This window comes from Pseudomonas sp. TH34, from assembly GCF_016650865.1.
GTDB lineage: Bacteria > Pseudomonadota > Gammaproteobacteria > Pseudomonadales > Pseudomonadaceae > Aquipseudomonas > Aquipseudomonas yamanorum.
This window is the reverse complement of the sequence record NZ_JAEKFB010000020.1, coordinates 729,183-752,473: the sequence shown is the minus strand read 5'-3', so window position 1 is coordinate 752,473 and position 23,291 is coordinate 729,183. Positions and strand designations below refer to the sequence as shown.

22 protein-coding genes, 1 tRNA gene and 1 riboswitch are annotated in these 23,291 nt (G+C 61.6%); of the genes, 16 read left to right on the top strand and 7 right to left on the bottom strand.

Annotation, left to right across the window (positions count from 1 at the left end; translation table 11 throughout):
• The first annotated feature begins 63 nt into the window (after window positions 1-63).
• Genes JFU58_RS16865 through JFU58_RS16845 form a run of 5 tightly spaced genes read left to right on the top strand, consistent with a single transcriptional unit; the run spans window position 64 to window position 5,424 of the window.
• Complete coding sequence (locus tag JFU58_RS16865; protein ID WP_177070735.1) at window positions 64-1,344, top strand: OprD family porin; 1,281 nt, start codon at window positions 64-66, stop codon at window positions 1,342-1,344.
• 28 nt (window positions 1,345-1,372) lie between these two features.
• Window positions 1,373-2,359, top strand: a complete 987-nt coding sequence (locus JFU58_RS16860; protein WP_166742143.1) for a Bug family tripartite tricarboxylate transporter substrate binding protein — start codon at window positions 1,373-1,375, stop codon at window positions 2,357-2,359.
• A gap of 60 nt (window positions 2,360-2,419) precedes the next feature.
• A complete protein-coding gene (locus tag JFU58_RS16855; RefSeq protein WP_093200767.1) occupies window positions 2,420-2,878 on the top strand; it encodes a tripartite tricarboxylate transporter TctB family protein in 459 nt (152 codons plus the stop codon).
• Window position 2,879: 1 nt separating this feature from the next.
• Window positions 2,880-4,394 carry a tripartite tricarboxylate transporter permease gene (locus JFU58_RS16850; protein ID WP_063032650.1) on the top strand — a complete coding sequence of 505 codons (1,515 nt, stop codon included), beginning with the start codon at window positions 2,880-2,882 and terminating at the stop codon, window positions 4,392-4,394.
• Window positions 4,387-5,424: an AbrB family transcriptional regulator gene (locus JFU58_RS16845; protein ID WP_177027161.1), complete on the top strand. Its 1,038-nt coding sequence runs from the start codon at window positions 4,387-4,389 to the stop codon at window positions 5,422-5,424. The genes JFU58_RS16850 and JFU58_RS16845 overlap by 8 nt, the downstream gene beginning before the upstream one ends.
• A gap of 139 nt (window positions 5,425-5,563) precedes the next feature.
• On the opposite strand, the gene ung is transcribed toward JFU58_RS16845, so the two are convergent.
• Window positions 5,564-6,256 carry a uracil-DNA glycosylase gene (gene ung / locus JFU58_RS16840; protein WP_017479266.1) on the bottom strand — a complete coding sequence of 231 codons (693 nt, stop codon included), beginning with the start codon at window positions 6,254-6,256 and terminating at the stop codon, window positions 5,564-5,566.
• Window positions 6,257-6,388: 132 nt separating this feature from the next.
• Between ung and JFU58_RS16835 the strand changes: the two genes are divergently transcribed.
• The gene (locus tag JFU58_RS16835) at window positions 6,389-7,501 is read left to right on the top strand and encodes an enoyl-CoA hydratase/isomerase family protein (protein WP_201141254.1); all 1,113 of its coding nucleotides are present in this window, start codon (window positions 6,389-6,391) and stop codon (window positions 7,499-7,501) included.
• Between the two features lie 7 nt (window positions 7,502-7,508).
• On the opposite strand, the gene JFU58_RS16830 is transcribed toward JFU58_RS16835, so the two are convergent.
• Both JFU58_RS16830 and JFU58_RS16825 read right to left on the bottom strand, forming a co-directional pair.
• Entirely contained in the window at window positions 7,509-7,943 is a 435-nt protein-coding gene (locus JFU58_RS16830; RefSeq protein WP_063032656.1) for a DUF3757 domain-containing protein, read from the bottom strand.
• Window positions 7,944-8,102: 159 nt separating this feature from the next.
• Entirely contained in the window at window positions 8,103-8,471 is a 369-nt protein-coding gene (locus tag JFU58_RS16825) for a hypothetical protein (RefSeq protein WP_093200776.1), read from the bottom strand.
• A gap of 302 nt (window positions 8,472-8,773) precedes the next feature.
• Window positions 8,774-8,874, top strand: a riboswitch (guanidine-I (ykkC/yxkD leader).
• A gap of 61 nt (window positions 8,875-8,935) precedes the next feature.
• Here JFU58_RS16825 and JFU58_RS16820 point away from each other — a divergent pair.
• The 10 genes from JFU58_RS16820 (at window position 8,936) to JFU58_RS16775 (ending at window position 19,402) form a co-directional block, all read left to right on the top strand.
• Window positions 8,936-10,003, top strand: a complete 1,068-nt coding sequence (locus tag JFU58_RS16820; protein WP_063032660.1) for a putative urea ABC transporter substrate-binding protein — start codon at window positions 8,936-8,938, stop codon at window positions 10,001-10,003.
• Between the two features lie 12 nt (window positions 10,004-10,015).
• Window positions 10,016-10,831 carry an ABC transporter permease gene (locus JFU58_RS16815; protein WP_177027164.1) on the top strand — a complete coding sequence of 272 codons (816 nt, stop codon included), beginning with the start codon at window positions 10,016-10,018 and terminating at the stop codon, window positions 10,829-10,831.
• On the top strand, window positions 10,828-11,592 hold the full coding sequence (locus JFU58_RS16810) for an ABC transporter ATP-binding protein (RefSeq protein WP_201141236.1): 765 nt from the start codon (window positions 10,828-10,830) through the stop codon (window positions 11,590-11,592). Before JFU58_RS16815 ends, JFU58_RS16810 begins: the two co-directional genes overlap by 4 nt.
• Window positions 11,589-12,314 (top strand): urea amidolyase associated protein UAAP1, encoded by a 726-nt coding sequence (locus JFU58_RS16805; protein ID WP_177027166.1) that lies wholly within the window; start codon window positions 11,589-11,591, stop codon window positions 12,312-12,314. Before JFU58_RS16810 ends, JFU58_RS16805 begins: the two co-directional genes overlap by 4 nt.
• Before the next feature lie 9 nt (window positions 12,315-12,323).
• Window positions 12,324-12,956, top strand: a complete 633-nt coding sequence (locus JFU58_RS16800) for an urea amidolyase associated protein UAAP2 (RefSeq protein WP_093200786.1) — start codon at window positions 12,324-12,326, stop codon at window positions 12,954-12,956.
• 305 nt (window positions 12,957-13,261) lie between these two features.
• Window positions 13,262-17,023 carry a 5-oxoprolinase/urea amidolyase family protein gene (locus JFU58_RS16795; protein ID WP_201141234.1) on the top strand — a complete coding sequence of 1,254 codons (3,762 nt, stop codon included), beginning with the start codon at window positions 13,262-13,264 and terminating at the stop codon, window positions 17,021-17,023.
• Window positions 17,024-17,096: 73 nt separating this feature from the next.
• Window positions 17,097-17,309, top strand: a complete 213-nt coding sequence (locus tag JFU58_RS16790; RefSeq protein WP_063032670.1) for a cysteine-rich CWC family protein — start codon at window positions 17,097-17,099, stop codon at window positions 17,307-17,309.
• A complete protein-coding gene (locus JFU58_RS16785) occupies window positions 17,309-18,001 on the top strand; it encodes a pseudouridine synthase (protein WP_093200792.1) in 693 nt (230 codons plus the stop codon). Before JFU58_RS16790 ends, JFU58_RS16785 begins: the two co-directional genes overlap by 1 nt.
• A 305-nt stretch (window positions 18,002-18,306) precedes the next feature.
• On the top strand, window positions 18,307-19,191 hold the full coding sequence (locus tag JFU58_RS16780; RefSeq protein WP_063032674.1) for an alpha/beta fold hydrolase: 885 nt from the start codon (window positions 18,307-18,309) through the stop codon (window positions 19,189-19,191).
• Window positions 19,192-19,328: 137 nt separating this feature from the next.
• Window positions 19,329-19,402 (top strand) — tRNA-Gly (locus tag JFU58_RS16775).
• Window positions 19,403-19,507: 105 nt separating this feature from the next.
• On the opposite strand, the gene JFU58_RS16770 is transcribed toward JFU58_RS16775, so the two are convergent.
• The 4 genes from JFU58_RS16770 to JFU58_RS16755 form a co-directional block, all read right to left on the bottom strand.
• Window positions 19,508-19,888 (bottom strand): N-acetyltransferase family protein, encoded by a 381-nt coding sequence (locus JFU58_RS16770; RefSeq protein ID WP_446739980.1) that lies wholly within the window; start codon window positions 19,886-19,888, stop codon window positions 19,508-19,510.
• Between the two features lie 149 nt (window positions 19,889-20,037).
• Window positions 20,038-20,277 (bottom strand): DUF6124 family protein, encoded by a 240-nt coding sequence (locus tag JFU58_RS16765; protein ID WP_201141230.1) that lies wholly within the window; start codon window positions 20,275-20,277, stop codon window positions 20,038-20,040.
• A 607-nt stretch (window positions 20,278-20,884) separates the two neighbouring features.
• The gene (locus JFU58_RS16760) at window positions 20,885-22,078 is read right to left on the bottom strand and encodes an MFS transporter (protein ID WP_201141229.1); all 1,194 of its coding nucleotides are present in this window, start codon (window positions 22,076-22,078) and stop codon (window positions 20,885-20,887) included.
• Window positions 22,075-23,238 (bottom strand): MFS transporter, encoded by a 1,164-nt coding sequence (locus tag JFU58_RS16755; protein ID WP_093200812.1) that lies wholly within the window; start codon window positions 23,236-23,238, stop codon window positions 22,075-22,077. Before JFU58_RS16755 ends, JFU58_RS16760 begins: the two co-directional genes overlap by 4 nt.
• Window positions 23,239-23,291: the final 53 nt, after the last annotated feature.

Here is a 23,291-nt window from a genome sequence, read left to right as displayed (position 1 = left end):
GCCCGAAAAACGCCTCGAAGCGTTTTCGCCAAAATAAGAACAATAAAACGGAGTACACCCACGATGCTGCGCACTCAGCCGCCCGCTCGTTCTTCTCGTTTCACCCAGACCGCCCTTGCCAGTGCTGCCGCCTTTGCCGGCTTTTCGCCCGTAGGCCAAGCCGCCTTTTTCGAGGACAGCACCGCCACCCTCGAAACCCGCAACATGTACTTCAATCGCGACTTTCGCGATGGCACCAGCGCACAACAATCCAAGCGCGACGAGTGGGCCCAGGGCTTCATGCTCAACCTGCAGTCGGGCTACACCGACGGCACCGTCGGCTTTGGTGTGGATGCCCTGGGCATGCTCGGGGTCAAGCTCGACTCCAGTCCCGACCGCACCGGCACCGGCCTGCTGCCCACCCACGATGATGGCCGCGCCGCCAACGAATATTCCAAACTCGGCCTGACCGGCAAAGTGAAGATCTCCGCCACCGAGCTGAAGATAGGCGCACTGATCCCCGAGTTGCCGATCCTCAAGCCCAACGACGGGCGCATCCTGCCTCAGACGTTTGAAGGCGGCCTGTTGAGTTCCAAAGAGTTCAAGAACCTGGTGTTTACCGGCGGCCGCCTGAACAAGGCCAAGGACCGCGACGACACTAACTACGAAGACATTGGCCTCAATAACAAGAACAGCCGCTTCCTCAGCGGCGCCACCGGCAAGCATTTCGATTTCGGCGGCGTGGACTACAAGTTCGCCGACAAGATCACCGGCAGCTACCACTTTGCCCAACTCGACGACGTGTACCGCCAGCATTTCCTCGGCCTGGTCGCCTCGCGCCCAATGGGCCCCGGCACTTTTGGCGCCGACCTGCGCCTGGCCATCAGTGATGACACCGGTGCAGCCCGCGGCGGCAAGATCGACAACACCTCCCTCAACGGCCTGTTCAGCTATGCCCTCAATGGCCATAAGCTCAGCGCCGGCTATCAGCACATGTCCGGCGATAGCGCCTTTCCCTACGTGGACGGTAGCGATCCTTACCTTGTCAACTTCGTGCAGATCAACGACTTTGCCGGCGCCGAAGAACGCTCCTGGCAGGCACGCTACGACTACGACTTCGCCAAGCTGGGGATTCCCGGCCTGAGTTTCATGAGCCGTTACCTGTCGGGTGACAACATCAAGCTCAAGAACGGCGAGACCGGCAAGGAGTGGGAACGCAACAGCGAGATCAAGTACGTGGTGCAAAGCGGCACCTTCAAGGACGTGGCCGTGCGCCTGCGTAATGCCACTTACCGTTCCAACTATTCGGCCCGTGATGCGGATGAAGTGCGCCTGCTGGTGAGCTACAGCGTCGCACTCTGGTAACAGCAACCTCATAACAACAATGATGGAGATGAACATGACCCTTTCACTGCGTAAATTTGCCCTGACGGCCAGCTGCATGCTGTTCGCCAGCCAATTGCTGGCCGCCGAGCCCAAGCGCCCGGAATGCATCGCCCCGGCGTCCCCGGGCGGTGGTTTTGACCTGACCTGCAAACTGGCGCAGAGCGCGTTGGTCAACGAGAAGCTGCTGAGCAAGCCGATGCGCGTGACCTACATGCCCGGCGGCGTGGGTGCGGTGGCCTACAACGCCGTCGTGGCGCAGCGTCCGGCAGACGCCGGCACGCTGGTGGCGTGGTCCAGCGGCTCGCTGCTGAACCTGGCCCAAGGCAAGTTTGGCCGCTTCGATGAAAGCGCCGTGCGCTGGCTCGCGGCCGTCGGTACCAGCTACGGTGCCATCGCGGTGAAAAACGATTCGCCCTACAAAAACCTCGACGATCTGGTCAAGGCCCTGAAGAAAGATCCGGGCAGCGTGGTCATCGGTTCCGGCGGCACCGTCGGCAGCCAGGACTGGATGCAAACCGCATTGATCGCCAAGGCCGCCGGGATCAATCCGCGTGACCTGCGCTACGTGGCACTGGAAGGCGGCGGCGAAATCGCCACCGCCCTGCTCGGCGGCCACATCCAGGTGGGCAGCACCGACATCTCCGACTCCATGCCGCACATCCTCAGCGGCGACATGCGCCTGCTGGCGGTGTTCTCCGACGAGCGCCTGGATGAGCCGGAAATGAAGAACATTCCGACCGCCAAGGAACAAGGCTACGACATCGTCTGGCCGGTAGTACGCGGCTTCTACCTCGGGCCAAAAGTCAGCGACGAAGACTACGCCTGGTGGAAAGACGCCTTCGACAAACTGCTGGCTTCCGAAGAGTTCGCCAAGCTGCGTGACCAGCGCGAGCTGTTCCCGTTCGCCATGACCGGCCCGGAACTGGACACCTATGTGAAGAAACAGGTGGCTGACTACAAAGTGCTGGCCAAAGAGTTCGGCCTGATCCAGTAATCGCCCCTTGTTCGCGCGGCCACGCCCTTGCGCATCGGGGGCGTGGCCCAGGAGTTTCCCATGCTCTTACAACGCATTTTCGCCTCAGTGATGTTGTTGGTCTGCGCCGGCCTCGCACTGATGGCCTGGCCGTATCAGGCTTCGTTTTCCTATGAGCCGGTAGGACCTCGGGCCTACCCGCTGCTGATGCTCGGGCTGATGGGCCTGGGTTTGCTCTACATGCTGTTTCGCCCACAACCCACCAAGCACACTGAAGAAGAGCCCGCGCTGGACCGCGAGACACTGGTCAAGATCGCTGCCTGCGTGACGCTGTTGATCATTTTCGCCGGCACCTTCGAACCCCTGGGTTTCATCCTCAGCAGCATGCTGATCGGCATTCCGATGGCCCGCCTGTATGGCGGCCGATGGATGCCCAGCGTGGTAATCGTGACCTTGATGAGCATCGGTCTTTACCTGCTGTTCGACAAAGCCATGGATGTACCGCTGCCGCTCGGCCTGCTTGAAGTTCTGGAGAACTGATATGGATACGTTCAGCTATTTGGGCCAGGGCTTCGGCGTTGCACTGACCCCTTACAACCTGATCACCGCGCTGTGCGGGACTTTGATCGGCACCGTCGTCGGCCTGTTGCCGGGCCTTGGGCCGATCAACGGCGTAGCGCTGTTGATCCCCATCGCGTTCGCCCTCGGGCTGCCGCCTGAGTCGGCATTGATCCTGTTGGCCGCCGTGTACCTGGGCTGCGAATACGGCGGGCGTATCAGCTCGATCCTGTTGAACATCCCTGGTGAAGCCTCCACCGTGATGACCACCCTCGATGGCTACCCAATGGCCCGCAAAGGCCTGGCGGGCGTGGCATTGTCGCTGTCGGCATGGAGTTCGTTCATCGGTGCGTTTATCGCCACCTGCGGCATGGTGCTGTTCGCCCCACTGCTGGCCAAATGGGCGATTGCCTTCGGCCCGGCGGAATATTTCGTACTGATGGTGTTTGCCATCGTCTGCCTGGGCGGCATGGCCGGTGACAAACCGCTGAAGACCTTTGTCGCGGCGTTGATCGGCCTGTTTCTGTCAGCGGTGGGTATCGATGCCAACAGCGGTGTGTACCGCTTCACCGGCGATAACATCCACCTGACCGACGGCATCCAATTCGTGGTGCTGGTGCTGGGCCTGTTCTCCATCAGCGAAATCCTGTTGCTGCTGGAAAAAACCCACCGTGGCCAGGAAGCGGTGAAAGCTACCGGACGGATGATGTTTAACCTGAAGGAAGCTTCCGCAGTATTCGTCGTAAATATTCGCTGCGGGCTGTTGGGTTTCATCATGGGCGTGCTGCCGGGCGCGGGTGCAACACTCGCCTCCGCCGTGGCCTACATGACCGAAAAGCGTCTGGCCGGAGCCAGCGGTAAATTCGGCCAGGGCGACATGCGCGGCCTGGCGGCGCCGGAAACTGCGATCGGTGCTTCCGCCTGCGGCGCCCTGGTGCCGATGCTGACCCTCGGTGTACCCGGCTCGGGTACCACCGCCGTGATGATCGGCGCGCTGTCGCTGTACAACATCACCCCCGGCCCGCTGCTGTTCCAACAGCAGCCCGACATCGTCTGGGGCCTGATCGCCTCGTTGTTTATCGCCAATATCATGCTGGTGATCCTCAACATCCCGATGATCCGTATCTTCACCCGCATCCTTGCCGTGCCGAACTGGGCGCTGGTGCCGGTGATCGCCATCATCACCGCGATCGGTGTGTATGCGGTTCACGCCACCACCTTCGACCTGTTCCTGATGGTCGGCATCGGCATCTTCGGCTACATCCTGCGCAAGCTGGATTTCCCGCTGTCGCCGGTACTGCTGGGCTTTATTCTCGGTGGGTTGATGGAACAGAACCTGCGTCGTGCGCTGTCGATCTCCAACGGTGAACTGCAGATCCTCTGGTCGAGCCCGATCACCTTTGGCGTATGGGTGCTGACGGCCTTGATGCTGTTGTTCCCGCTGGTGCGCATCTGGCGCAAGCGTTCCCTGCAGCGCCGTGCCGTGGCCGATGTCTGAGGCCACGTTTAAAAACTGGTGGGCAACACCGCTGGTCGGTCTGCTGGGCGGGTACCTCGCCAGCCAGATCGGCTGGCCACTGCCGTACATGGTCGGCTCGTTGTTGGCGATCATCCTCGTGCGCTGCCTCACACCCTGGCAGCTGGCGGAAATTCCCGGCGGCCGCAAATGCGGCCAATGGGTGGTGGGCATCGGTATCGGCCTGCACTTCACCCCGGTGGTGATGGAACAGGTGATGAGCCACTTCGGCCTGATCTTTTTCGGCGCACTGGTCACCAGCCTCTCCAGCATTGTGGGCGTGTGGTTGATGCGCCGTAGCGGTGAAGACCGCGCCACGGCGTTTTTCTCGAGCATGCCGGGCGGGTCGGGGGAGATGGTCAACCTCGGTGCACGCAATGGCGCGGTACTCAGCCGCGTTGCCGCAGGCCAGAGTTTGCGGGTGTTGGTGGTGGTGCTGTGTGTACCGGCGGCGTTCAAGTATTTGCTGGGGGAAGGTGCTCCGCAGTTTCATCCGGCGACCGTCGATTGGGCATGGCTGGCGGTGCTGTTCCCCGTCGGCGCGTTGGTAGCCTGGGGTTGGCAGCGCTTGCGTCAGCCGAATCCTTGGCTGTTCGGGCCGCTACTGGTCAGCGCCATCGTCAGTATCACCTGGGACTTGCACATCGGCCTGCCAGACGGTGGCAGCCAGATCGGCCAGTGGCTGATTGGCAGCGGCCTGGGTTGCCACTTCAACCGGCAGTTCTTCCGGCGCGCGCCATTGTTCATGGGGCGTACCTTGATCGGTACAGTGTTGACCATGTTGATCGCGACACTGGCGGCGGTAGGTTTGAGCGCGCTGACGCATCTGGATCTGCGTTCACTGACACTGGGCATGATGCCCGGGGGGATTGCCGAGATGAGCCTGACGGCAGAAACCCTGCAACTGTCGGTGCCGTTGGTAACGGCGATGCAGGTGATGCGCTTGTTGTTTGTGTTGTTTCTGGCGGAGCCGTTGTTTCGGCACTGGAACCGACAGCCAGACAAAATCTAACGCCTCGCGACGTTCAATTGTGGGAGCTGTCGAGCCCCAGCGAGGCTGCGATAGCGGTGGGTCAGGCAGCATTGATGCTGACTGTGCCGCCGCCTTCGCAGCCTCGCTAAAGCTCGACAGCTCCTACATTGGATCTACGTCAAACCGGCGGCAATCGCCACTCAATCGGCGTCTCGCCATTCTGCTCAAGAAACTTGTTGGCGCGACTGAAATGCCCGCAGCCAATAAACCCTCGATACGCCGACAGCGGCGACGGATGCACCGACGTCAGCACCAGGTGCTTGGTGGCGTCGATCAACTTCTGCTTGCCCTGCGCATGGGCGCCCCAGAGCAAGAACACCAGGTGCGGCTGATGCTCGCTCACCACTTCAATAATCCGATCGGTAAAGAACTGCCAGCCCTTGCCCGCATGGGCGTTGGCATTCGCACGCTCCACGGTCATGGTGGTGTTGATCATCAGCACGCCCTGGTCAGCCCAGCTTTGCAGGTAGCCGTGGTTGGGGATGTCGATGTTCAGGTCGCGCTTGAGTTCTTTATAGATATTGACCAGCGACGGCGGCGCCGGCACGCCCGGCTGTACCGAGAAGCACAAGCCGTGGGCCTGGCCCGGGCCGTGATACGGGTCCTGGCCGAGGATCACCACCTTGACCTTGTCCAACGGCGTCGAGTTGAGCGCGTTGAAGATCATCGGGCCCGGCGGGTAGATTTCCTTGCCGGCCGCGTGCTCCTGGCGCAGGAATTCCCGCAACTGGGCCATGTACGGCTGGTCGAACTCGTCACGCAGGGCGTGTTTCCAGCTGGGTTCGAGTTTGATACGGTCGTCGGAGGTCATGGTTGTATCCAGAAAAAACAATGGTGCGAACCCTAGGAAAGCCCACCCTGCTTGTCAATTGATCTGACGCAGAACCGGCACTTTCCTGTGAAGCGATCATACTGAACCTTCACTTTCTCGATTGAGGTCATGATGAACCTGCACTTCGAAGAGCTGATTGGCACCGGCGGCGCCCGCATTGGCATCGCCAGCCTGGACGCGGAAAAATCCCTCAACGCCCTGTCCTTGCCGATGATCCTGGCCCTGAGCGAACGCCTGGACGCCTGGACCAAGGACCCGCAAATCGTCTGCGTGCTGCTGCGTGGCAATGGCCCCAAGGCCTTTTGCGCCGGTGGCGAAGTACGTAGCCTGGCCCAGGCCTGCCGTGAGCATCCCGGCGAAGTCCCGGCACTGGCCGCGCAATTTTTCGCCGCTGAATACCGTCTCGACTACCGCCTGCACACCTATCCAAAACCGTTGATCTGCTGGGGTCACGGCTATGTGCTGGGCGGCGGCATGGGTTTGCTGCAAAGTGCCGCTGTGCGCATCGTCACCCCGAGCAGCCGCTTGGCCATGCCGGAAATCAGCATCGGTCTGTACCCGGACGTGGGCGCCAGTTGGTTCCTGTCACGCCTGCCCGGCAAGTTGGGTTTGTTCCTCGGCCTGACCGGCGCCCACATGAATGGCCGGGACGCCCTGGACCTGGGCCTGGCCGACCGCTTTCTGCTGGATGAACAACAAGACGAGCTGCTCGAAGGCCTGCTGCAACTGAACTGGCAGGAACAGACCGACATGCAGCTCAACAGCCTGCTCAAGGCCCTGGCCCAGGAAGCCATCGGTCAGTTGCCCGAAGCCCAATGGCTGCCGCGCCGTGGGCAGATCGACGAGTGGCTGGATGTAGGCGATGTGCGCTGCGCGTGGCGCGCCTTGAGCCTGTTGCGCGACCACACCGACCCGCTGTTCAGCCGCGCCGGCAAGACCTTGAACGAAGGCTGCCCGCTGACCGCGCACTTGGTCTGGGAGCAGATTCAGCGGGCGCGGCACCTGTCCCTGGCCCAGGTGTTCCAGATGGAATACACCTTGAGCCTGAACTGCTGCCGTCACCCGGAATTCAGCGAAGGGGTGCGGGCGCGGTTGATCGACAAGGACCAACGGCCCCACTGGCATTGGCCGGATATCAATTTGATCCCTGAGGCCGTGGTGCAGGCACACTTCCACAAGGTGTGGGAAGGGCGGCATCCGCTGGCGGACTTGTCGGACTATTGAGCGCCCGTCAGCGCTTTGCCGCCTCGAACGTGAAGGCACAATTATCGGGTTGACGGTCTTCGCACTGGAATGTGGGTTGCCCGAAAACATCGGTACCCGGTTGCCAGTGCGTGGTCTCTGCCAGCGACATCGTGCCCCCGCCCCGGGCCGGGCCGAACCTCAAGGCAACCGTGTTACCGCGGACGGTTTTATAGATGCACTTTTCCAGGTAGCCACGCTTGCGCTCACCCGACTCCCGCGGGATAAAAATCGCCCCCACAAAGGTCTCCACGAGGTCCTGGCCGTTCATTGTCTGGCTTATCCAGGGGGACTCTTTATCAGCTCCCTGAAAGTGGCCATCAACGTAGCGCACGGTACTCGGGTAAGGGCAGCCTTGCGCCGCCGCCAATGTGCTGAAGCCTGAAAGAATAAAAAAGAATAAGTAAAGCGGGCTGACTCGCATGGTACGGGCTCCGTCAGTCGATACAGGAAACGACACGCCAGCTAGCGTCCGCACCCAATTAACTACAGTCGTAACCCATAGAATAGCTGTCAAATATGACAGTACCGACCAGCGGTCAGCAAAAACGGCGCCTAAGCGCCGTTTTTCCAATTAGTACGATCAGCGATGCCCGCCACGGCCTCCCCCGTGGCCACCTTGGCCACCTTGGCCGCCCTGACCACGCCCGCCGCCATTGCCCCAATGACCATTGCCCCAACCCTGGTTGGGGTAAGGCCGGTAACCGGCTCGCGGCCCTGCAGGGTAATAGCGAGGCGCCGGCTGGTAATAACGCGGCGACGGGTAGTAACGCTGCGGTGGCGGGTAGTAACCCTGGCGGTAATGATAATAAGGACCGCCGCCGTAGTAGTACGCCGGCGCGGGCGCCGTGTAGACCTCGGAACCGTAGTAGGCCCCGCCGCCATCGTAATAGGGCGCACACGCAGACAGGGTCAAACCGAGCAAAGCGATGAGAAGCAGTCGACGATACATGGCGGCCTCCTGGACCGCGGAAGAGCACACCCAGCGACGCTGGGGGGCGGCAAACAGCTTTCACTGCCTGACGAAATATCTGACATCAAAAACGGAATCTGGTGCGATTTAGACATAGATTGATACATCTGCTGGTCGCCTCATTGCAGTGCAACCCCGCACCACCACAACGCATATTCACTGCACGTTTCGCCCTCCACCTCGCGCCAACCCACGCCGTTACTGCGCCCATGCCACTTGGCACGACTCTCGCTTTACCTCTCCCGTGCAAGAGTCATCACAGGTTCGCGGCACCACAATTTGCAATGGCTGACTAGGGTTCCGGCTCGCTAAGGCGAGTGGCTGGTCCGAGAGTTGGCGACCTCCAGTTGAGGTTACACGGCGGGATAAAAGCCCGGGAGACAAGCCACCGTTCACGGTGCCGCGTTGCTCCTGCTCGCCCTTGATCAACTGGAGAAGCATCCATGCCCTCGATACGTCTACCCGCCCTGCTCGCCGCCGCCTTTGCCGCCGTGGTGAGTTTTTCCGCCCAGGCCGCCCCCAAAGACCATTTCAGCGTGTGCTGGACGATTTATGCCGGCTGGATGCCGTGGGAGTACGCCGGCAGCCAAGGCATCCTCGACAAGTGGGCCAAGAAGTACGGCATCAAGATCGACATGGTGCAGCTCAACGACTACGTCGAATCCATCAACCAGTACACCGCCGGCCAGTTCGACGGCTGCACCATGACCAACATGGACGCCCTGACCATCCCCGCCGCCGGTGGCGTGGACAGCACCGCGCTGGTGGTCAGCGACTTCTCCAACGGCAACGATGGCGTGGTCATCAAGGGCATCGGTAAGACCGTCGCCGACCTCAAGGGCATGAACGTCAACCTGGTGGAACTCTCGGTGTCCCACTACCTGCTGGCCCGCGCCCTGGAGTCAGCCGGCCTCACCGAAAAAGACCTGAAAGTGGTCAACACCTCCGACGCCGACATCGCCGCCGCCTTCAACACCGACCAGGTCAAGGCCGTCACCACCTGGAACCCGATGCTCTCGGAGATCAAGGCCAAGCCCGGCGTCACCGAAGTGTTCGACTCCAGCAAAGTGCCCGGCGAAATCATGGACATGATGGTGGTCAACACCCAGACCCTCAAAGACAACCCCAAGCTGGGCAAGGCGCTGACCGGTGCCTGGTTTGAAGTGGTCGCCTTGATGAACGCGAAAAACGCCGCCAGCACCGACGCCCTGGAACACATGGCCAAGGCCTCCGGCACCGACCTCAAGGGCTTCCAGTCGCAACTGGACACCACCAAGCTGTTCGCCACGCCCAAGGAAGCCCTGGCCTTCGCCACCAGCGCGCAGTTGCCCGCCACCATGGGCAAGGTCGCCGAGTTCTCGTTTAAACACGGCCTGCTGGGTGAAGGTGCCAAGGACACCAACGCCGTGGGCATGAGCTTCGCCAACGGCGTGACCCGCGGCGACACCGCCAACCTCAAGCTGCATTTCGACCCCAGCTACGTGCAAATGGCGGCCGACGGCACGCTGTAAGAGGACCCGGCCATGCGCCTGATCAACCGTCACCCGGAACGCTCCAGTCGCCTGCTGTTGGTGCTGCTGCCCTTCGCCCTGCTGCTGTTCGCCTACTTCGTGGGCTCGGCCGAGCGCCTGGCAGACAACCCCAACGACAAGCTGCTGCCCAGCGCCGCACAAATGGGCGACGCGGTGAAACGCCTGGCCTTCAGCGCGGACGCTCGCACCGGTGAATATGTGCTGTGGCAAGACAGCGCATCGAGCTTGCGTCGCCTGGCGATCGGCCTCGGTATCAGCGCCCTCGCCGGCCTGTGCCTGGGCATCGCTGCCGGGACCTTGCCGCTGTTTGGCGCACCGTTGTCGCCGTTACTGACGGTGCTGTCGATGGTGCCGCCGCTGGCGATCCTGCCGATCCTGTTCATCGTGTTCGGGCTGGGAGAATTGTCGAAAGTGATGCTGATCGTGATCGGCATCACCCCTGCCCTGGCGCGAGATCTGGAACAGCGGGCGCGGGAAATTCCCGTCGAGTTACTGGTGAAGGCGCAAACCCTCGGCGCCTCCACATGGACCCTGATGCTGCGGGTGGTGCTGCCGCAATTGCTGCCACGCTTGCTGATCTCCCTGCGCTTGATGCTTGGCTCGGCGTGGCTGTTCCTGATTGCGGCCGAAGCTATCGCCTCCACCGACGGTCTGGGTTACCGGATCTTCCTGGTGCGCCGCTACCTGGCGATGGACGTGATCCTGCCCTACGTGGTGTGGATCACCCTCCTCGCCTGGCTGATGGACTGGGCCCTCAAGGCCCTGACCCGGCGCGCGTTCCCCTGGTACGAAGGAGCGCGGGCATGAGCTTTATCAGCGTCAATAATGTGTGGCAGCACTATGGCGATCAGGTGGTGTTGGAGCGCCTGAACCTGCACGTGGCCGAAGGCGAATTCTGCACTTTGGTCGGCACCTCGGGTTGCGGCAAATCGACCTTCCTGCGGCTGTTGCTGGGACAGGAAAGCGCCAGCCATGGCGAGATCCTGCTGGACGGTAAACCTCTGGCCGCCGAACCCGACGCCAGCCGTGGCGTGGTGTTCCAGCGCTACTCGGTGTTCCCGCATCTGACGGTGCTGAACAACGTTGCGCTGGGCCTTGAGTTGCCGCGCTCGCCGTTGCTCGGTCGCCTGTTTGGCACTGCGAAAAAACAGGCTCGGGAACAGGCGGCCGCTCTGTTGCATAAAGTCGGTTTGGGCCACGCCCTGGACAAGTACCCGGCACAGCTTTCCGGCGGCATGCAACAGCGGCTGGCCATCGCCCAGGCGCTGATCATGAAGCCCCGCGTGCTGCTGCTGGACGAACCCTTCGGCGCTCTCGACCCGGGCATTCGCAAAGACATGCACCTGCTGTTGCTGGAGCTGTGGCGCGAAACCAGGCTGACGGTGTTCATGGTCACCCACGACCTGAGCGAAGGCTTCAGACTCGGCACCCGCTTGCTGGTGTTCGACAAGGTGCGCCTCGACCCGCACGCCCCCGGCGCTTACGGCGCCCGCATCACCTACGACATCCCTTTGAACAGCGAGCGCCGCAAGGCGATCGCCGCCGAACTTGGAGCCACTTCCAAATGACCGACTCAACTCAATTGTTCCCACCCTTCGCCGAGGAAATGCTCCCCGGCGGCGGCCACCGCTCCTTCGTGCTCAAACGCGGCCAACTGCTGCGCCTCACCGACATTCGCGGCGGCGCCAACGTCAGCCTGACCCTGCTCAACGCCAATGAAAAAACCGAGCGCCTGAACCTGCCCGACAGCCTCAAATGCCAACACACCGCCAAGCTCACCCGCGGCCATTGCCTGTACTCGGACATGGGCCGCGTGCTGGCCGCCATCACCGCCGACACCTGCGGCTGGAGCGACAGCATCGGCGGCGTGTTATGCGCCTCCGAAGTCGCGGAAAAATACGGCAAGGGCCGCTATCAAGAGCTGCGCAACGGCTTCTACCGCAACGGCACCGACAACCTGCTGGTGGAATTGGGCAAGTGGGGCCTGGGGCTGTCCGACCTGCTGATGACCCTCAACCTGTTCAGCAAAATCACCGTGGATGACGCCGGCACGCTGCACTTCGCCGAAGGCCATTCCAAGGCCGGCGACTACATCGAACTCTACGCACCGATGGACACGCTGGTGGTGCTCACCGCCCTGCAACACCCCATGGACCCGAACCCCGAATACGCGCCGCAGCCGCTGAAACTCAGCTGGATGAACGCCGATCCAAGCGTCGCCGAACACTGCCGCACCTCGCGCCCGGAAAACGAGCGCGGCTTTATCAACACTGACCGTCTGTTCGCCTGAGGACCTGCCATGTCTATCGCACTCGCCAACCAACCGGACGCAGCCGTGTACCGCGCGACCATCCCCGCCGGCGAACCCTGGCTGATGGAAGTCAAGGCCGGCCAGACGCTGCGCATCCTCGACCTTGAGGGCAACCAGGCCGTCGACACGCTGTTCTACAGCCTGAAAAACCCCAAGGAACGCTACGACGTGCAGCGCACGTTGCGCCGGCAAAACAGGGTGTACCTGAGCATCGGCAGCGTGCTGTATTCCAACCTTGGCCAGCCGATGCTGACCATCGTCGACGACACCTGCGGGCGCCATGACACCCTCGGCGGCGCCTGCGCCCAAGAGAGCAACACCGTGCGCTACGCCCTGGAAAAACGCTACATGCACAGCTGCCGCGACAACTACCTGCGGGCCTGCGCCCACGATGGAAGGCTGGGTAAAAGCGACATCGGGCCGAACATCAATTTCTTCATGAACGTGCCGGTGACCGCCGATGGCGGACTGACGTTTGAAGACGGTATTTCCGCCCCCGGCAAATACGTCGACCTGCGGGCCGAGATGGACGTGATCGTGCTGATCTCCAACTGCCCGCAACTGAACAACCCGTGCAACGGCTACAACCCCACCCCGGCGGAGTTACTGGTATGGAACTGAAAATGAAGCGGTTGCGTCAGTGGTTGTTCGCCCTGTGCCAGGCTCGAGCCGGGCAGTGCCTCAAAAAGCGCTGAAGATCAACTGTGGAAGATGACCTGTGGGAGCTGGCTTGCCTGCGATAGCGGTGGATCAGCCAACATATGGGGTGACTGACACACCGCCATCGCGGGCAAGCCCGGCTCCCACAGTTGATCTCCATTGGTGTTGAAATTTGCGCTCCGGACGACCGCAGCGCCATCCACATTTGCGGGACGGCCCGCATCCCAGGACAAGGCCGAATATGCATCGGCCTGCGGGGTTTTGCCATGTTCGAAAAACTGTTGATCGCCAACCGTGGCGCCATCGCCTGCCGCATCCTGCGCACCCTGCGCGAGCTTTCGGTCAAAGGTGTGGCGGTGTATTCCGAAGCCGATGCCGCCAGCCTGCATATCCAGCAGGCCGACGAAGCCTGCAGCCTGGGCGAAGGCGCGGCGGCCGGCACCTATTTGTCGGTGGAGAAAATACTCGCCACGGCCAAAGCCTGTGGCGCCACGGCGATTCATCCGGGCTATGGCTTTCTCTCGGAAAACGCCGCGTTCGCCGAAGCCTGCGAAGCAGCCGGTATCGCCTTCGTCGGCCCGACGCCGGAACAGCTGCGGGTGTTCGGCCTCAAGCACACCGCGCGGGCGTTGGCCAAGCAGCACAACATCCCATTGCTGGAAGGCACCGAGTTGCTCAATAGCCTTGACGCCGCGCTGCTGGCCGGCGAAAGCGTGGGCTATCCGATCATGCTCAAAAGCACAGCGGGCGGCGGCGGTATCGGCATGCGCGTGTGCAACAGCGCCGATGAATTGCGCGACTGTTTCGAGGCAGTCAAACGCCTCGGTCAGAATAATTTCAGCGACGCCGGTGTGTTTATCGAAAAATACATCCAGCACGCCCGCCACCTGGAAGTGCAGGTGTTTGGTGATGGGTGTGGCGAGGTGATTGCCCTCGGTGTGCGCGACTGTTCAGTGCAGCGGCGCAACCAAAAAGTGCTCGAGGAAACCCCGGCGCCGAACCTGCCCGACGGGATGGCGGATGAGCTGTGCCACGCCGCAATCACCCTGGCCAAGGCCGTGAATTACCGCAGCGCCGGCACCGTGGAATTTATCTTTGATAGCGCCGATGGCCGCTTCTATTTTCTGGAAGTGAACACCCGGTTGCAGGTGGAACATGGCGTCACCGAGCAAGTGTGGGGCGTCGACCTGGTGCGCTGGATGGTTCAATTGGCCGCCGGAGAAATGCCGCCGCTGCGGGAACTGGACCTGAAGCCAAACGGCCACGCGATTCAGGCGCGCCTGTACGCCGAAGATCCGGGCCGGGATTTTCAGCCAAGCCCGGGGCTTTTGACGTATGTGGATTTCCCGGTCGCTGAAGGCCTGCGCGTCGACACCTGGGTGGAGGCCGGTTGCGAGATCCCGCCCTACTTCGACCCGATGATCGCCAAGCTCATCGCTTGGGCACCGACCCGCGAACAGGCGCGGCTGGATCTGCATCAAGCCCTGACCAGCAGCCAGCTGTACGGCGTGGAAACCAACCGCGATTACCTGCGGCAGATTCTGATGGCCGCACCGTTCGCCAGCGGCCAGCCGTGGACGCGCTGCCTTGAAGGTTTGGTGTACCACGCCGACACGTTCGAAGTGCTGAGCGCCGGGACCCAAACCAGTGTCCAGGATTATCCGGGGCGCCTCGGTTACTGGGCCGTTGGCGTGCCGCCGTCGGGGCCGATGGACAGCCGCGCATTGCGTCTGGGTAACCGCCTGCTGGGCAATGCCGAGGGTACTGCCGCACTGGAAATCACCATGAGCGGGCCAATGCTGCGCTTCAATTGCGCGGCAGTGGTGGCGGTGACCGGGGCGGACATTGCGCTGCGGTTGAATGATGAAGTGGTGCCAATGAACACTGCGCTGTTGGTGCCGGCGGGTGCGACCTTGAGCCTGGGCACCATCGCCGGGGCCGGTGCGCGCAGCTACCTTTGCCTGCGCGGCGGGCTGCAGGTTCCGGATTATCTGGGCAGCAAAAGTACCTTCACGTTAGGACAGTTTGGTGGGCATGGCGGACGGGCTCTGCGAGCGGGTGACGTGTTGCACTTGCTGCCGTTGGTAGACGTCAGTTGCGGCAACACGTTAGTGCCTGAACCGCTCGCCGAAGTGCGAACCCTGCGGGTGATCTACGGCCCTCACGGCGCGCCGGAATACTTCAAGCCTGAGTACATCGAGACGTTCTTTGCCACCCAATGGGAAGTGCATTTCAACTCCAGCCGTACCGGTGTGAGGTTGATCGGGCCGAAGCCATTGTGGGCGCGTACGGATGGGGGTGAGGCGGGACTGCACCCGTCCAACATTCACGACAATCCCTATGCGATCGGAGCGGTGGATTTTACCGGGGACATGCCGGTGATCCTCGGCCCCGACGGCCCGAGCCTGGGTGGGTTTGTATGCCCGGTGACGGTGATCGAGGCGGACTTGTGGCAGCTGGGCCAGCTCAAGGCGGGTGACAAGATTCAGTTCACTCCAGTCGACCTAAAGACCGCCCGCACACTCGCCTTGGAATGGGATCAGGTGTGGGAGCCGGGCTTGCCCGCGATGCAGGCAACTCGGTCCGACAGGCAAACCGAGGCGATGCTTTCGCGAGCAAGCCCGCTCCCACATTCGATTGAGTCGCCTGTGGTGTGTGATCGTTCCCACGCTCTGCGTGGGAATGCCGCCTGGGACGCTCCGCGTCCCGCTGTCGACGCAATGACGCAGAGCGTCACAGGATGCATTCCCACGCAGAGCGTGGGAACGATCAGTTCGCCTGTTGTTCTGGACATCGGCCAAGCCGACACGCGCCTGGTCGCCCGCCTCGCCGGCGACACCCACCTGCTCCTGGAAATCGGCGCCCCTGAACTCGACCTGGTGCTGCGCTTTCGCGCCCACGCCCTGATGCAAGCGTTGGAAGCCCGCGCCCTGCACGGCGTCATCGACCTGACACCCGGCATCCGTTCCCTGCAAATCCACTACCAGCCCGAACAACTGCCCATCGCCGACCTCCTGGCGTTGATCACCACCGAATGGCACGCCGTCTGCGCCAGCCAAAACCTGCAAGTCCCGTCGCGCATCGTCCACCTGCCACTCTCCTGGGACGATCCGGCCTGCCAACTGGCCATCGAAAAATACATGACCACCGTGCGCAAGGATGCCCCGTGGTGCCCGAGCAATCTGGAGTTCATCCGCCGCATCAACGACCTGGCCAACCTCGACGAAGTGCGCCACACCGTATTCGACGCCAGCTACCTGGTGATGGGCCTGGGCGACGTCTACCTCGGCGCGCCCGTGGCCACGCCGCTGGACCCGCGCCACCGCCTGGTCACCACCAAGTACAACCCGGCACGCACCTGGACCGCCGAAAACTCCGTGGGCATCGGTGGCGCCTACCTGTGCGTGTACGGCATGGAAGGTCCCGGCGGTTATCAGTTCGTCGGGCGCACCTTGCAGATGTGGAACCGCTACCGGGAAGTCGCGGCGTTCGATGGCAAACCGTGGTTGCTGCGCTTCTTCGACCAGATCCGCTTTTACCCGGTGAGCGCCGATGAGCTGGTGCAGATACGCCGGGATTTTCCCCTTGGGCGGTTTGAACTGGGCATCGAACACAGCCAGTTGAACCTGACGGACTACCAGGCCTTTCTCGCGCAGGAAGCCGAGAGCATTGGCGCGTTTCGCGGGCAACAACAGCGCGCGTTCAACGCCGAACGCGAACGCTGGATCGCCAGCGGCCAGGCGCATTTCGACAGTGAGGAACTCGCGGCGCCATTGGGCGAAGACACGCCGTTGCAGGCCAACGAATACAGCATCGACAGCCACATCGCGGGCAATCTCTGGCAAGTGCAGGTGAGCGCGGGGGAACGCGTGGCGGCGGGTGATGTACTGGTGATCCTGGAGTCGATGAAAATGGAAATCCCGGTACTCGCGCCGTTCGCCGGCACCGTGCGGGAAATTCCCGTGCAACCAGGCAGCGGCATTGGCGCCGGGCAACGGGTGGTCGTGCTGGAGCGTGATTTGCAATAACGCCTCGGGGCTGTATCGTGCAAGGCACACCGGGTTTCACCGGGACCTTGTCCGATACAGCCTGAACCGACCGATGACCACGCCAACCCTCTGCCCCGCCTGCGGCGCCCGCAACGATTGCGCCTTGGCCGACCCGCGCACTGCCGACCAGGCGTGCTGGTGCTACAGCGTCAGCATCGACCCTGCCGTGCTTGAAGCCTTGCCGCCGGAACTGCGCAACAAAGCCTGCCTGTGCCCACGCTGCGCCCAGGTGGACGAGCAACTGCGCGGGAACGAGCGGTCGTAATGCGCGTAGACCGCTTCCTCAGCAACCTGCCCCGATTCAACCGCAAGCAAGTTCGCCTGTTGCTGGTGGAACGGCGGATTACCGTCGATGGCCAATTCGTCAGCGATCCGCATCACCCGGTGAGCGAGTTCAGCCGTGTGCTACTGGATGACGAAGTGCTGCAAGCCGGCAAACCCGCGCGCTACTTCATGCTGCACAAACCCCAGGGCTGCGTCAGCGCCACGTCCGACCCGCAACACCCCACTGTGCTCGACCTGCTGGATGAACCGGACAAGCACGAGCTGCATATCGCCGGTCGTCTGGATTTCAACACCACCGGCCTGATGCTGATCACCAACGACGGCCAGTGGTCGCGCCGCCTGACCCAGCCGCAAACCAAACTGCCCAAGGTGTACTACGTTGAGACCGAGCAGGACATCGGCCCGGAATACGCCGCCACCTTTGCCGCCGGCCTGTACTTCGCGTTTGAAGACCTCACCACACAACCGGCGGAACTGGAGCTATTGAGCCCCAGAACGGCGCGCCTGAGCATCATTGAAGGGCGTTATCACCAGGTGAAGCGCATGTTCGGGCACTTCGACAACAAAGTGACCCGCCTGCACCGTGTGCGCATGGGGCCGCTGGAATTAGACTCAGCCCTTGCGCCAGGCCAGTACCGGGCGCTTACAGACGCTGAAATCCAACAGGTCTGATGACCGTTCAGCCGATGATGCCAAAAACCCACGCCTTCGACTGGCGAACTGGCATCCCTGATGCTTGAATCAACCCAGCCAGCCGCAATCTGACTGGCGAGTCACCCCTACCTACAAGAAACACTTTGCCCGTCCGCACGCTTGATCTGCGGGCACCTCACGGCAAATTGCCCGCCATAACAACACCCGTCGGCCAGCCAGTACCGGATCGACATGGGCCCTCACTTCCAGGCGTATGCCTACCTGTCACAAAGCTCGTGCAGAGTGATCTGCGCGCATTACCCGCTTGCCAGGAGTCTTACGACATGAGGCCAGAAATCGCTGTGCTGGATATACAGGGTCAGTATCGGGTTTACACGGAGTTCTATCGCGCGGACGCAGCTGCCAAGACCATCATCCTGGTCAACGGCTCAATGGCCACCACTGCGTCTTTCGCCCAGACCGTGAAAAGCCTGCACCCGACGTTCAACGTGGTTTTGTACGACCAGCCCTACGCCGGTCGCTCAAAAATCCATAACCGCCACGAGCATATGCTGACGAAAGAAGTCGAGGGCCAGATCCTTCTGGAACTCATCGACCACTTCGCCGCCGAACACGTGCTGTCCTTTTCCTGGGGCGGCGCCGCGACCCTCGTCGCCCTCGCCCACCGCCCGCGTCGTGTGGAAAAGGCCGTGATCAGCTCGTTCTCCCCGGTGATCAACGCCCCGATGCGCGACTACCTGGAGCGCGGCGTCGACTACCTCGGCAACCTCGACCGTGACCGCGTGGGCCACCTGGTCAACAGCACCATCGGCAAACACCTGCCGTCGCTGTTCAAACGCTTCAACTACAAACACGTGAGCAGCCTGGCCGAGCATGAGTATGGGCAGATGCACTTTCACATCAGCCACGTGCTCAACAGCGACCGGCTGTGCTACCTCAAGGCGGCGAAGCAGATTGATATACCGGTGTTGTTCTTGAACGGCGAATGGGACGAGTACACCAGTGCCCAGGATGCGAAGCTGTTTGGGCAGCATATTGCGAAAAGCAGCTTCGGCACGATTCAGGCGACCGGGCATTTTCTGGATATGGAGCACAAGGCCGCGTGCCGGGATAGCCGAGAGGCGTTGATGGGCTTTCTGAGGCCGGAGCAGCAGCCAAGTCGGCTGCGATACCACGCGTCCCAGCCACAGCATGCGTTTGCCGTATGAGCGGTGGGGTTGTGGGTGGGCTGGATTTCCATAGGGCTCCGCCTGCCCACGACCGACCGTTGGCACGTAAAACACAGAATTTTCGAAGAAAAACTTCAAATCCGCGAGCACATCTGGTACAAAGTCAGCCGCTCTGAGCGGGTATAGTTTAGTGGTAGAACGAAAGCTTCCCAAGCTTTAGATGAGGGTTCGATTCCCTCTACCCGCTCCACTCAGATTTTGGTCCTGCGTCAGGATGGTTTTGACGGGGGATGTGTAAAAAAACCGGTCCTTGGTGACCGGTTTTTTTATGCTCGAAATTTGAGAGGGCTGCCAATCACCGAACAAACTTGAAATAGACAAGCTCCGGATCACCCTCATCCAGATTCTCAATAACGCCACTGCGCAAGAATCCAGCCTTGGATATGAGTTGCTGTGAAGCAACGTTTGAGCTGTTCGTGGAGGTGAAGAGCTTATCCGTCTTACATAGGGATTCGGCGGCAACAAGCAGCAGAAGCGCGATGCCTTTGCGCTGGTGTTCAGGAGAGACAACCACCAGTGAAACAAAGCCATTCCCGAAAAAACCATGGGTAAGTACGAGATAGCCGACGACGCTGCCGGACTCTACTGCAACCAGGCATTGACGCCTCTCAACGGCCTCGCGAATAAGCTCGCCACGGCTGACATTCGATTTCGCGAAAGCGTCGAGTTCAACCATTGCACTCACGTCTTCAAATGTTGCCTCTCGGGCCGACGGGGCTGTGCTTGTCTCGCTGTTCCGGGTCATCGGTACTGACTCCCAACACGTCAAAATCGGCTGCCCTTCCCTTGGTATGTGCGGCCTGGAAGGGAAAGCGTTTTATAGAATCAAGAAAACCGATCCACTCGGTCCTGCACGGTTTCTACCAGTAAAAGCCCCTGCTCAATCATTTGCTGAATTGCCAATGCCAGACAGCGATGCTCATCTGGCAGGTTATCTGCAAATTCGTTGGTCATTGCTCCAGCGCCGGCAATGGTTTCGTAGGCGTTGGCGAGTAATGCATCGGTGCCGATTTCGGGACGTACGCTGAAGATTCTTACGGCTGAGTTATACGAGTCAGTACACATCTGTTGATCCTCGGTTAGGACCACCTTCCAGAGCTACTAAACAAAGGGTGGCGGCTATACGCGGGTTAGTAGACCGGTTGATCAACGAAACCGGCGCGCCCAAGGGCGCCCCGCGTACAGCCACCATCAAGACCAGACACCGAAACATCTGAGAAATGGCACAGCGATACGCCGTTGATCAAATCGGGCTACTAAACCCGACCGCTGATGGGCAGCGGCTGACGAACCTTAAAGAGGTCGCCTAAGGCGCACAACCGGGACGATTCTGATGGTTGTGTAGGCAAAGCCGCAAGATTCATCACTGCTTGCTCGCCCAAATAAGCCGGCAATCTCTGGCAACAAGATTGATCATGAACCGCTTATTCCTCTGGATGGGCAGTGATTTTTCGTGGCACTCAGGCAAGGCCATCGCAGCCTCGCCAAGGCTCGACAACTCCCACATTAGAGCGGTGTCGCTCCCAAATCTGGAATGCACTCCCTGTGGGAGCCGGGCTTGCCCGCGATGCAGGCGGCGCGGTCTGCCAGGTACACCGCAGCGATCCCATCGCAGCCTCGCCAAGGCTCGACAGCTCCCACAAGGAACTGAATTCACCATCAGAAAAGACGGCTATCTCTCGAGCACCACACCCCGCTGCACCACCCACGCCAACGGCAATGTCAGCAGCAACATCCCCGCCAACACCATCACCGCCACCGGCACGCCCATCGAGTCCCCCAGCCCGCCAAACAGCACCGGCGCCAACGCGCCACCGCCGATGGTGCCGGTGTAGAACACCGCAAATGCCTGTTCCCGTTTCCCCGCGCCCGCCAGGTCCGGCACGGCGCCGTACAGCACCGATGACGTGCCGTTCAGCGCCAGCCCCAACACCGGCAACATCACCATCAAACCGGTCAACGGCAGGTACACCGCCGCAACGATCAACAGCGCGGTGCTGGTCTCCGTCAGCCACACGGTTTTCATCATGCCGATGCGTGCGCCGAGGTAGCCGCAAAGCAACTTGCCGAAGGCGCCGCCGATAAACAGCATGGTCAGCGCGAGACCGATGCCCGCAGTACCAGCGCCTTTAGCTTGCAGAAGAAAGGGCAAAAACGTGAGAAAGCCCATGCGCACGGCACTGTCGAGTGTGCCCGTGACAATCAGCGCACGCAGGCCGCTGACGGAACCGCTTCCTACCAGTGTCTTGGCGGTTTTCCCGGAAGCAGGCGCCGCTGCCTGCACGGGTATCAGCCACCACAGCAACCCCGCCGCCGCCAGCCCCAGCAATCCAAGCAGCGTAACGCTCGCGCGCCAACTGATGACGGTCAGCAACAGCCCCACCAACCCGGGAACCAGGGTTTTGCCAATGTCTCCGGAGAAGTTGTATTGAGACAGCGCTTCCTTGACCCCACCACCGTTCTCGTAGGTGTCGGTGATCATTGAAGAAGCCAGCGGATGCTGGGTACTCGCCCCCAGCCCGCCCAACACCAGCGCCAGCAACAACATGCCCAACCCGGTCGCCTGCCCCGCCAACAGATAGGCAACACCGGCAAGCGCCGTGCCGCCCACCAGCATTGGCATACGCCCCCAACGTTTGGCGGCGCGACTGGCCATCAGTTGGAACACCGCCATCATCCCGGAGTAAGCGCCACGCAGCAGGCCGATCTGGGCGTAGGTCATGCCGAACTGCGCTTGCCAGATCGGCAGCAGCACGTAGATCACATCGGTCAGGCCATCGTGAATGGCGTGGGTGCTGCACCCTGCAATCAGCGAGCGGCGGCGGGCGGAAGTCTCAGGCACGGGCAAGGCAACGGCGTCGTTCATGAGGTCTTGCTCAGTTCAGGTTGCAGGGGCTTCCAGCCCGTCAGGGCGATCAGCAGTGACAGCAACTGGAAACCGATGATCAGCGCTACACATCCCGTCCAGCCCCAGCGTCCCCAGATCAACGCCGGGACGATGGCGCCGAAGCTGCCACCGAGGTAATAGCAGGTAAGGTACAGGCCCACGGCACCGGCCTTGTTGTGGCGGGCGGTGGCAGTGGTGAAGGCGCTGGCGGCGGCCTGGGCGAGGAATACGCCGGTGGAGCTGAGGGCCAGGCCCAGTACGATGCACCACAGGGACGGCACTAAGGTCAGGGCCGAGCCGCAGACGCCAAGTGCCGCAGCGGCGGTCAGCAGTTCGGATTGCGGGCGGGATTTGCTCAGGCGCCCGGCAACGGGAATGACTACGAGGGCCAGCAGGAACACCATGTAGATCGTGCCCAGCGCCGCCGGGCCAAGGTCGAACGGGGCTTGGCTGAGGTAAAGGCCAGCGTAGGTAAACGTCGCCACTTGGGAGAACAGCACGCAAAACCCTACAGCGTAGGCAGCCAGCAGCGGCGTGCCGAGCACGTCAGCCCAGGTGGTTGACGGTCGCGCAGCTCGGGGTGGATTGCCCGGCAGCAGAAACTGGATAAACCCGCCCACCATCAGGCTCAACACCGCCAACAGCTCAAAGGCTTCACGCCAGCCGACATACTCGGTCATCACCCCGGTGACGAAGCGCCCGGCAAACCCGCCGAGCACGGTGCCGGCCACGTAGAGGCTGGTGACCTCGGTCACGGTGCCGCCGCGCCAACGATCACCGATATAAGCCACGCTGGTGGCAAACACTACCGGAATCAGCATCCCTTCGATAAAGCGCCACACCAGCAGTTCGGCAAAGCTGCTGGCATAGGCAGTCATCAGCGCCGGCACCGCCAGCAACAGCGCGGCCACCGAGATCACGGTGCGTTGCTCAAACCGCCCGGTCAGGCGGCTGACAAACGGCGCGGTCAGCGCCACCGCCAAGGTGGTGACAGTAATGCTCCAACCCGCGGCCTTGGCGCTCACTTCAAAGTTGGCGGCAAGCGTCTGCAAAATGCTCTGGGTGGCGTAGAGGTTGAGAAACGCCGCGCAGCCACACAGGAACAGGGCAAGACGGGCACAATGCAGGCGCGGTTTCATGAAACCTCTCGTTTTATTATCTGCGGCCTTTATAGAATGACCCGCACACCCGA

Bases quoted from the DNA above. Each gene is read 5' to 3' on its own strand.
- JFU58_RS16865 (WP_177070735.1), top strand. From the start codon at position 64: ATGCTGCGCACTCAGCCGCCCGCTCGTTCTTCTCGTTTCACCCAGACC.
- JFU58_RS16860 (WP_166742143.1), top strand. From the start codon at position 1,373: ATGAACATGACCCTTTCACTGCGTAAATTTGCCCTGACGGCCAGCTGC.
- JFU58_RS16855 (WP_093200767.1), top strand. From the start codon at position 2,420: ATGCTCTTACAACGCATTTTCGCCTCAGTGATGTTGTTGGTCTGCGCC.
- JFU58_RS16850 (WP_063032650.1), top strand. From the start codon at position 2,880: ATGGATACGTTCAGCTATTTGGGCCAGGGCTTCGGCGTTGCACTGACC.
- JFU58_RS16845 (WP_177027161.1), top strand. From the start codon at position 4,387: ATGTCTGAGGCCACGTTTAAAAACTGGTGGGCAACACCGCTGGTCGGT.
- ung (WP_017479266.1), bottom strand. From the start codon at position 6,256: ATGACCTCCGACGACCGTATCAAACTCGAACCCAGCTGGAAACACGCC.
- JFU58_RS16835 (WP_201141254.1), top strand. From the start codon at position 6,389: ATGAACCTGCACTTCGAAGAGCTGATTGGCACCGGCGGCGCCCGCATT.
- JFU58_RS16830 (WP_063032656.1), bottom strand. From the start codon at position 7,943: ATGCGAGTCAGCCCGCTTTACTTATTCTTTTTTATTCTTTCAGGCTTC.
- JFU58_RS16825 (WP_093200776.1), bottom strand. From the start codon at position 8,471: ATGTATCGTCGACTGCTTCTCATCGCTTTGCTCGGTTTGACCCTGTCT.
- JFU58_RS16820 (WP_063032660.1), top strand. From the start codon at position 8,936: ATGCCCTCGATACGTCTACCCGCCCTGCTCGCCGCCGCCTTTGCCGCC.
- JFU58_RS16815 (WP_177027164.1), top strand. From the start codon at position 10,016: ATGCGCCTGATCAACCGTCACCCGGAACGCTCCAGTCGCCTGCTGTTG.
- JFU58_RS16810 (WP_201141236.1), top strand. From the start codon at position 10,828: ATGAGCTTTATCAGCGTCAATAATGTGTGGCAGCACTATGGCGATCAG.
- JFU58_RS16805 (WP_177027166.1), top strand. From the start codon at position 11,589: ATGACCGACTCAACTCAATTGTTCCCACCCTTCGCCGAGGAAATGCTC.
- JFU58_RS16800 (WP_093200786.1), top strand. From the start codon at position 12,324: ATGTCTATCGCACTCGCCAACCAACCGGACGCAGCCGTGTACCGCGCG.
- JFU58_RS16795 (WP_201141234.1), top strand. From the start codon at position 13,262: ATGTTCGAAAAACTGTTGATCGCCAACCGTGGCGCCATCGCCTGCCGC.
- JFU58_RS16790 (WP_063032670.1), top strand. From the start codon at position 17,097: ATGACCACGCCAACCCTCTGCCCCGCCTGCGGCGCCCGCAACGATTGC.
- JFU58_RS16785 (WP_093200792.1), top strand. From the start codon at position 17,309: ATGCGCGTAGACCGCTTCCTCAGCAACCTGCCCCGATTCAACCGCAAG.
- JFU58_RS16780 (WP_063032674.1), top strand. From the start codon at position 18,307: ATGAGGCCAGAAATCGCTGTGCTGGATATACAGGGTCAGTATCGGGTT.
- JFU58_RS16770 (WP_446739980.1), bottom strand. From the start codon at position 19,888: ATGGTTGAACTCGACGCTTTCGCGAAATCGAATGTCAGCCGTGGCGAG.
- JFU58_RS16765 (WP_201141230.1), bottom strand. From the start codon at position 20,277: ATGTGTACTGACTCGTATAACTCAGCCGTAAGAATCTTCAGCGTACGT.
- JFU58_RS16760 (WP_201141229.1), bottom strand. From the start codon at position 22,078: ATGAACGACGCCGTTGCCTTGCCCGTGCCTGAGACTTCCGCCCGCCGC.
- JFU58_RS16755 (WP_093200812.1), bottom strand. From the start codon at position 23,238: ATGAAACCGCGCCTGCATTGTGCCCGTCTTGCCCTGTTCCTGTGTGGC.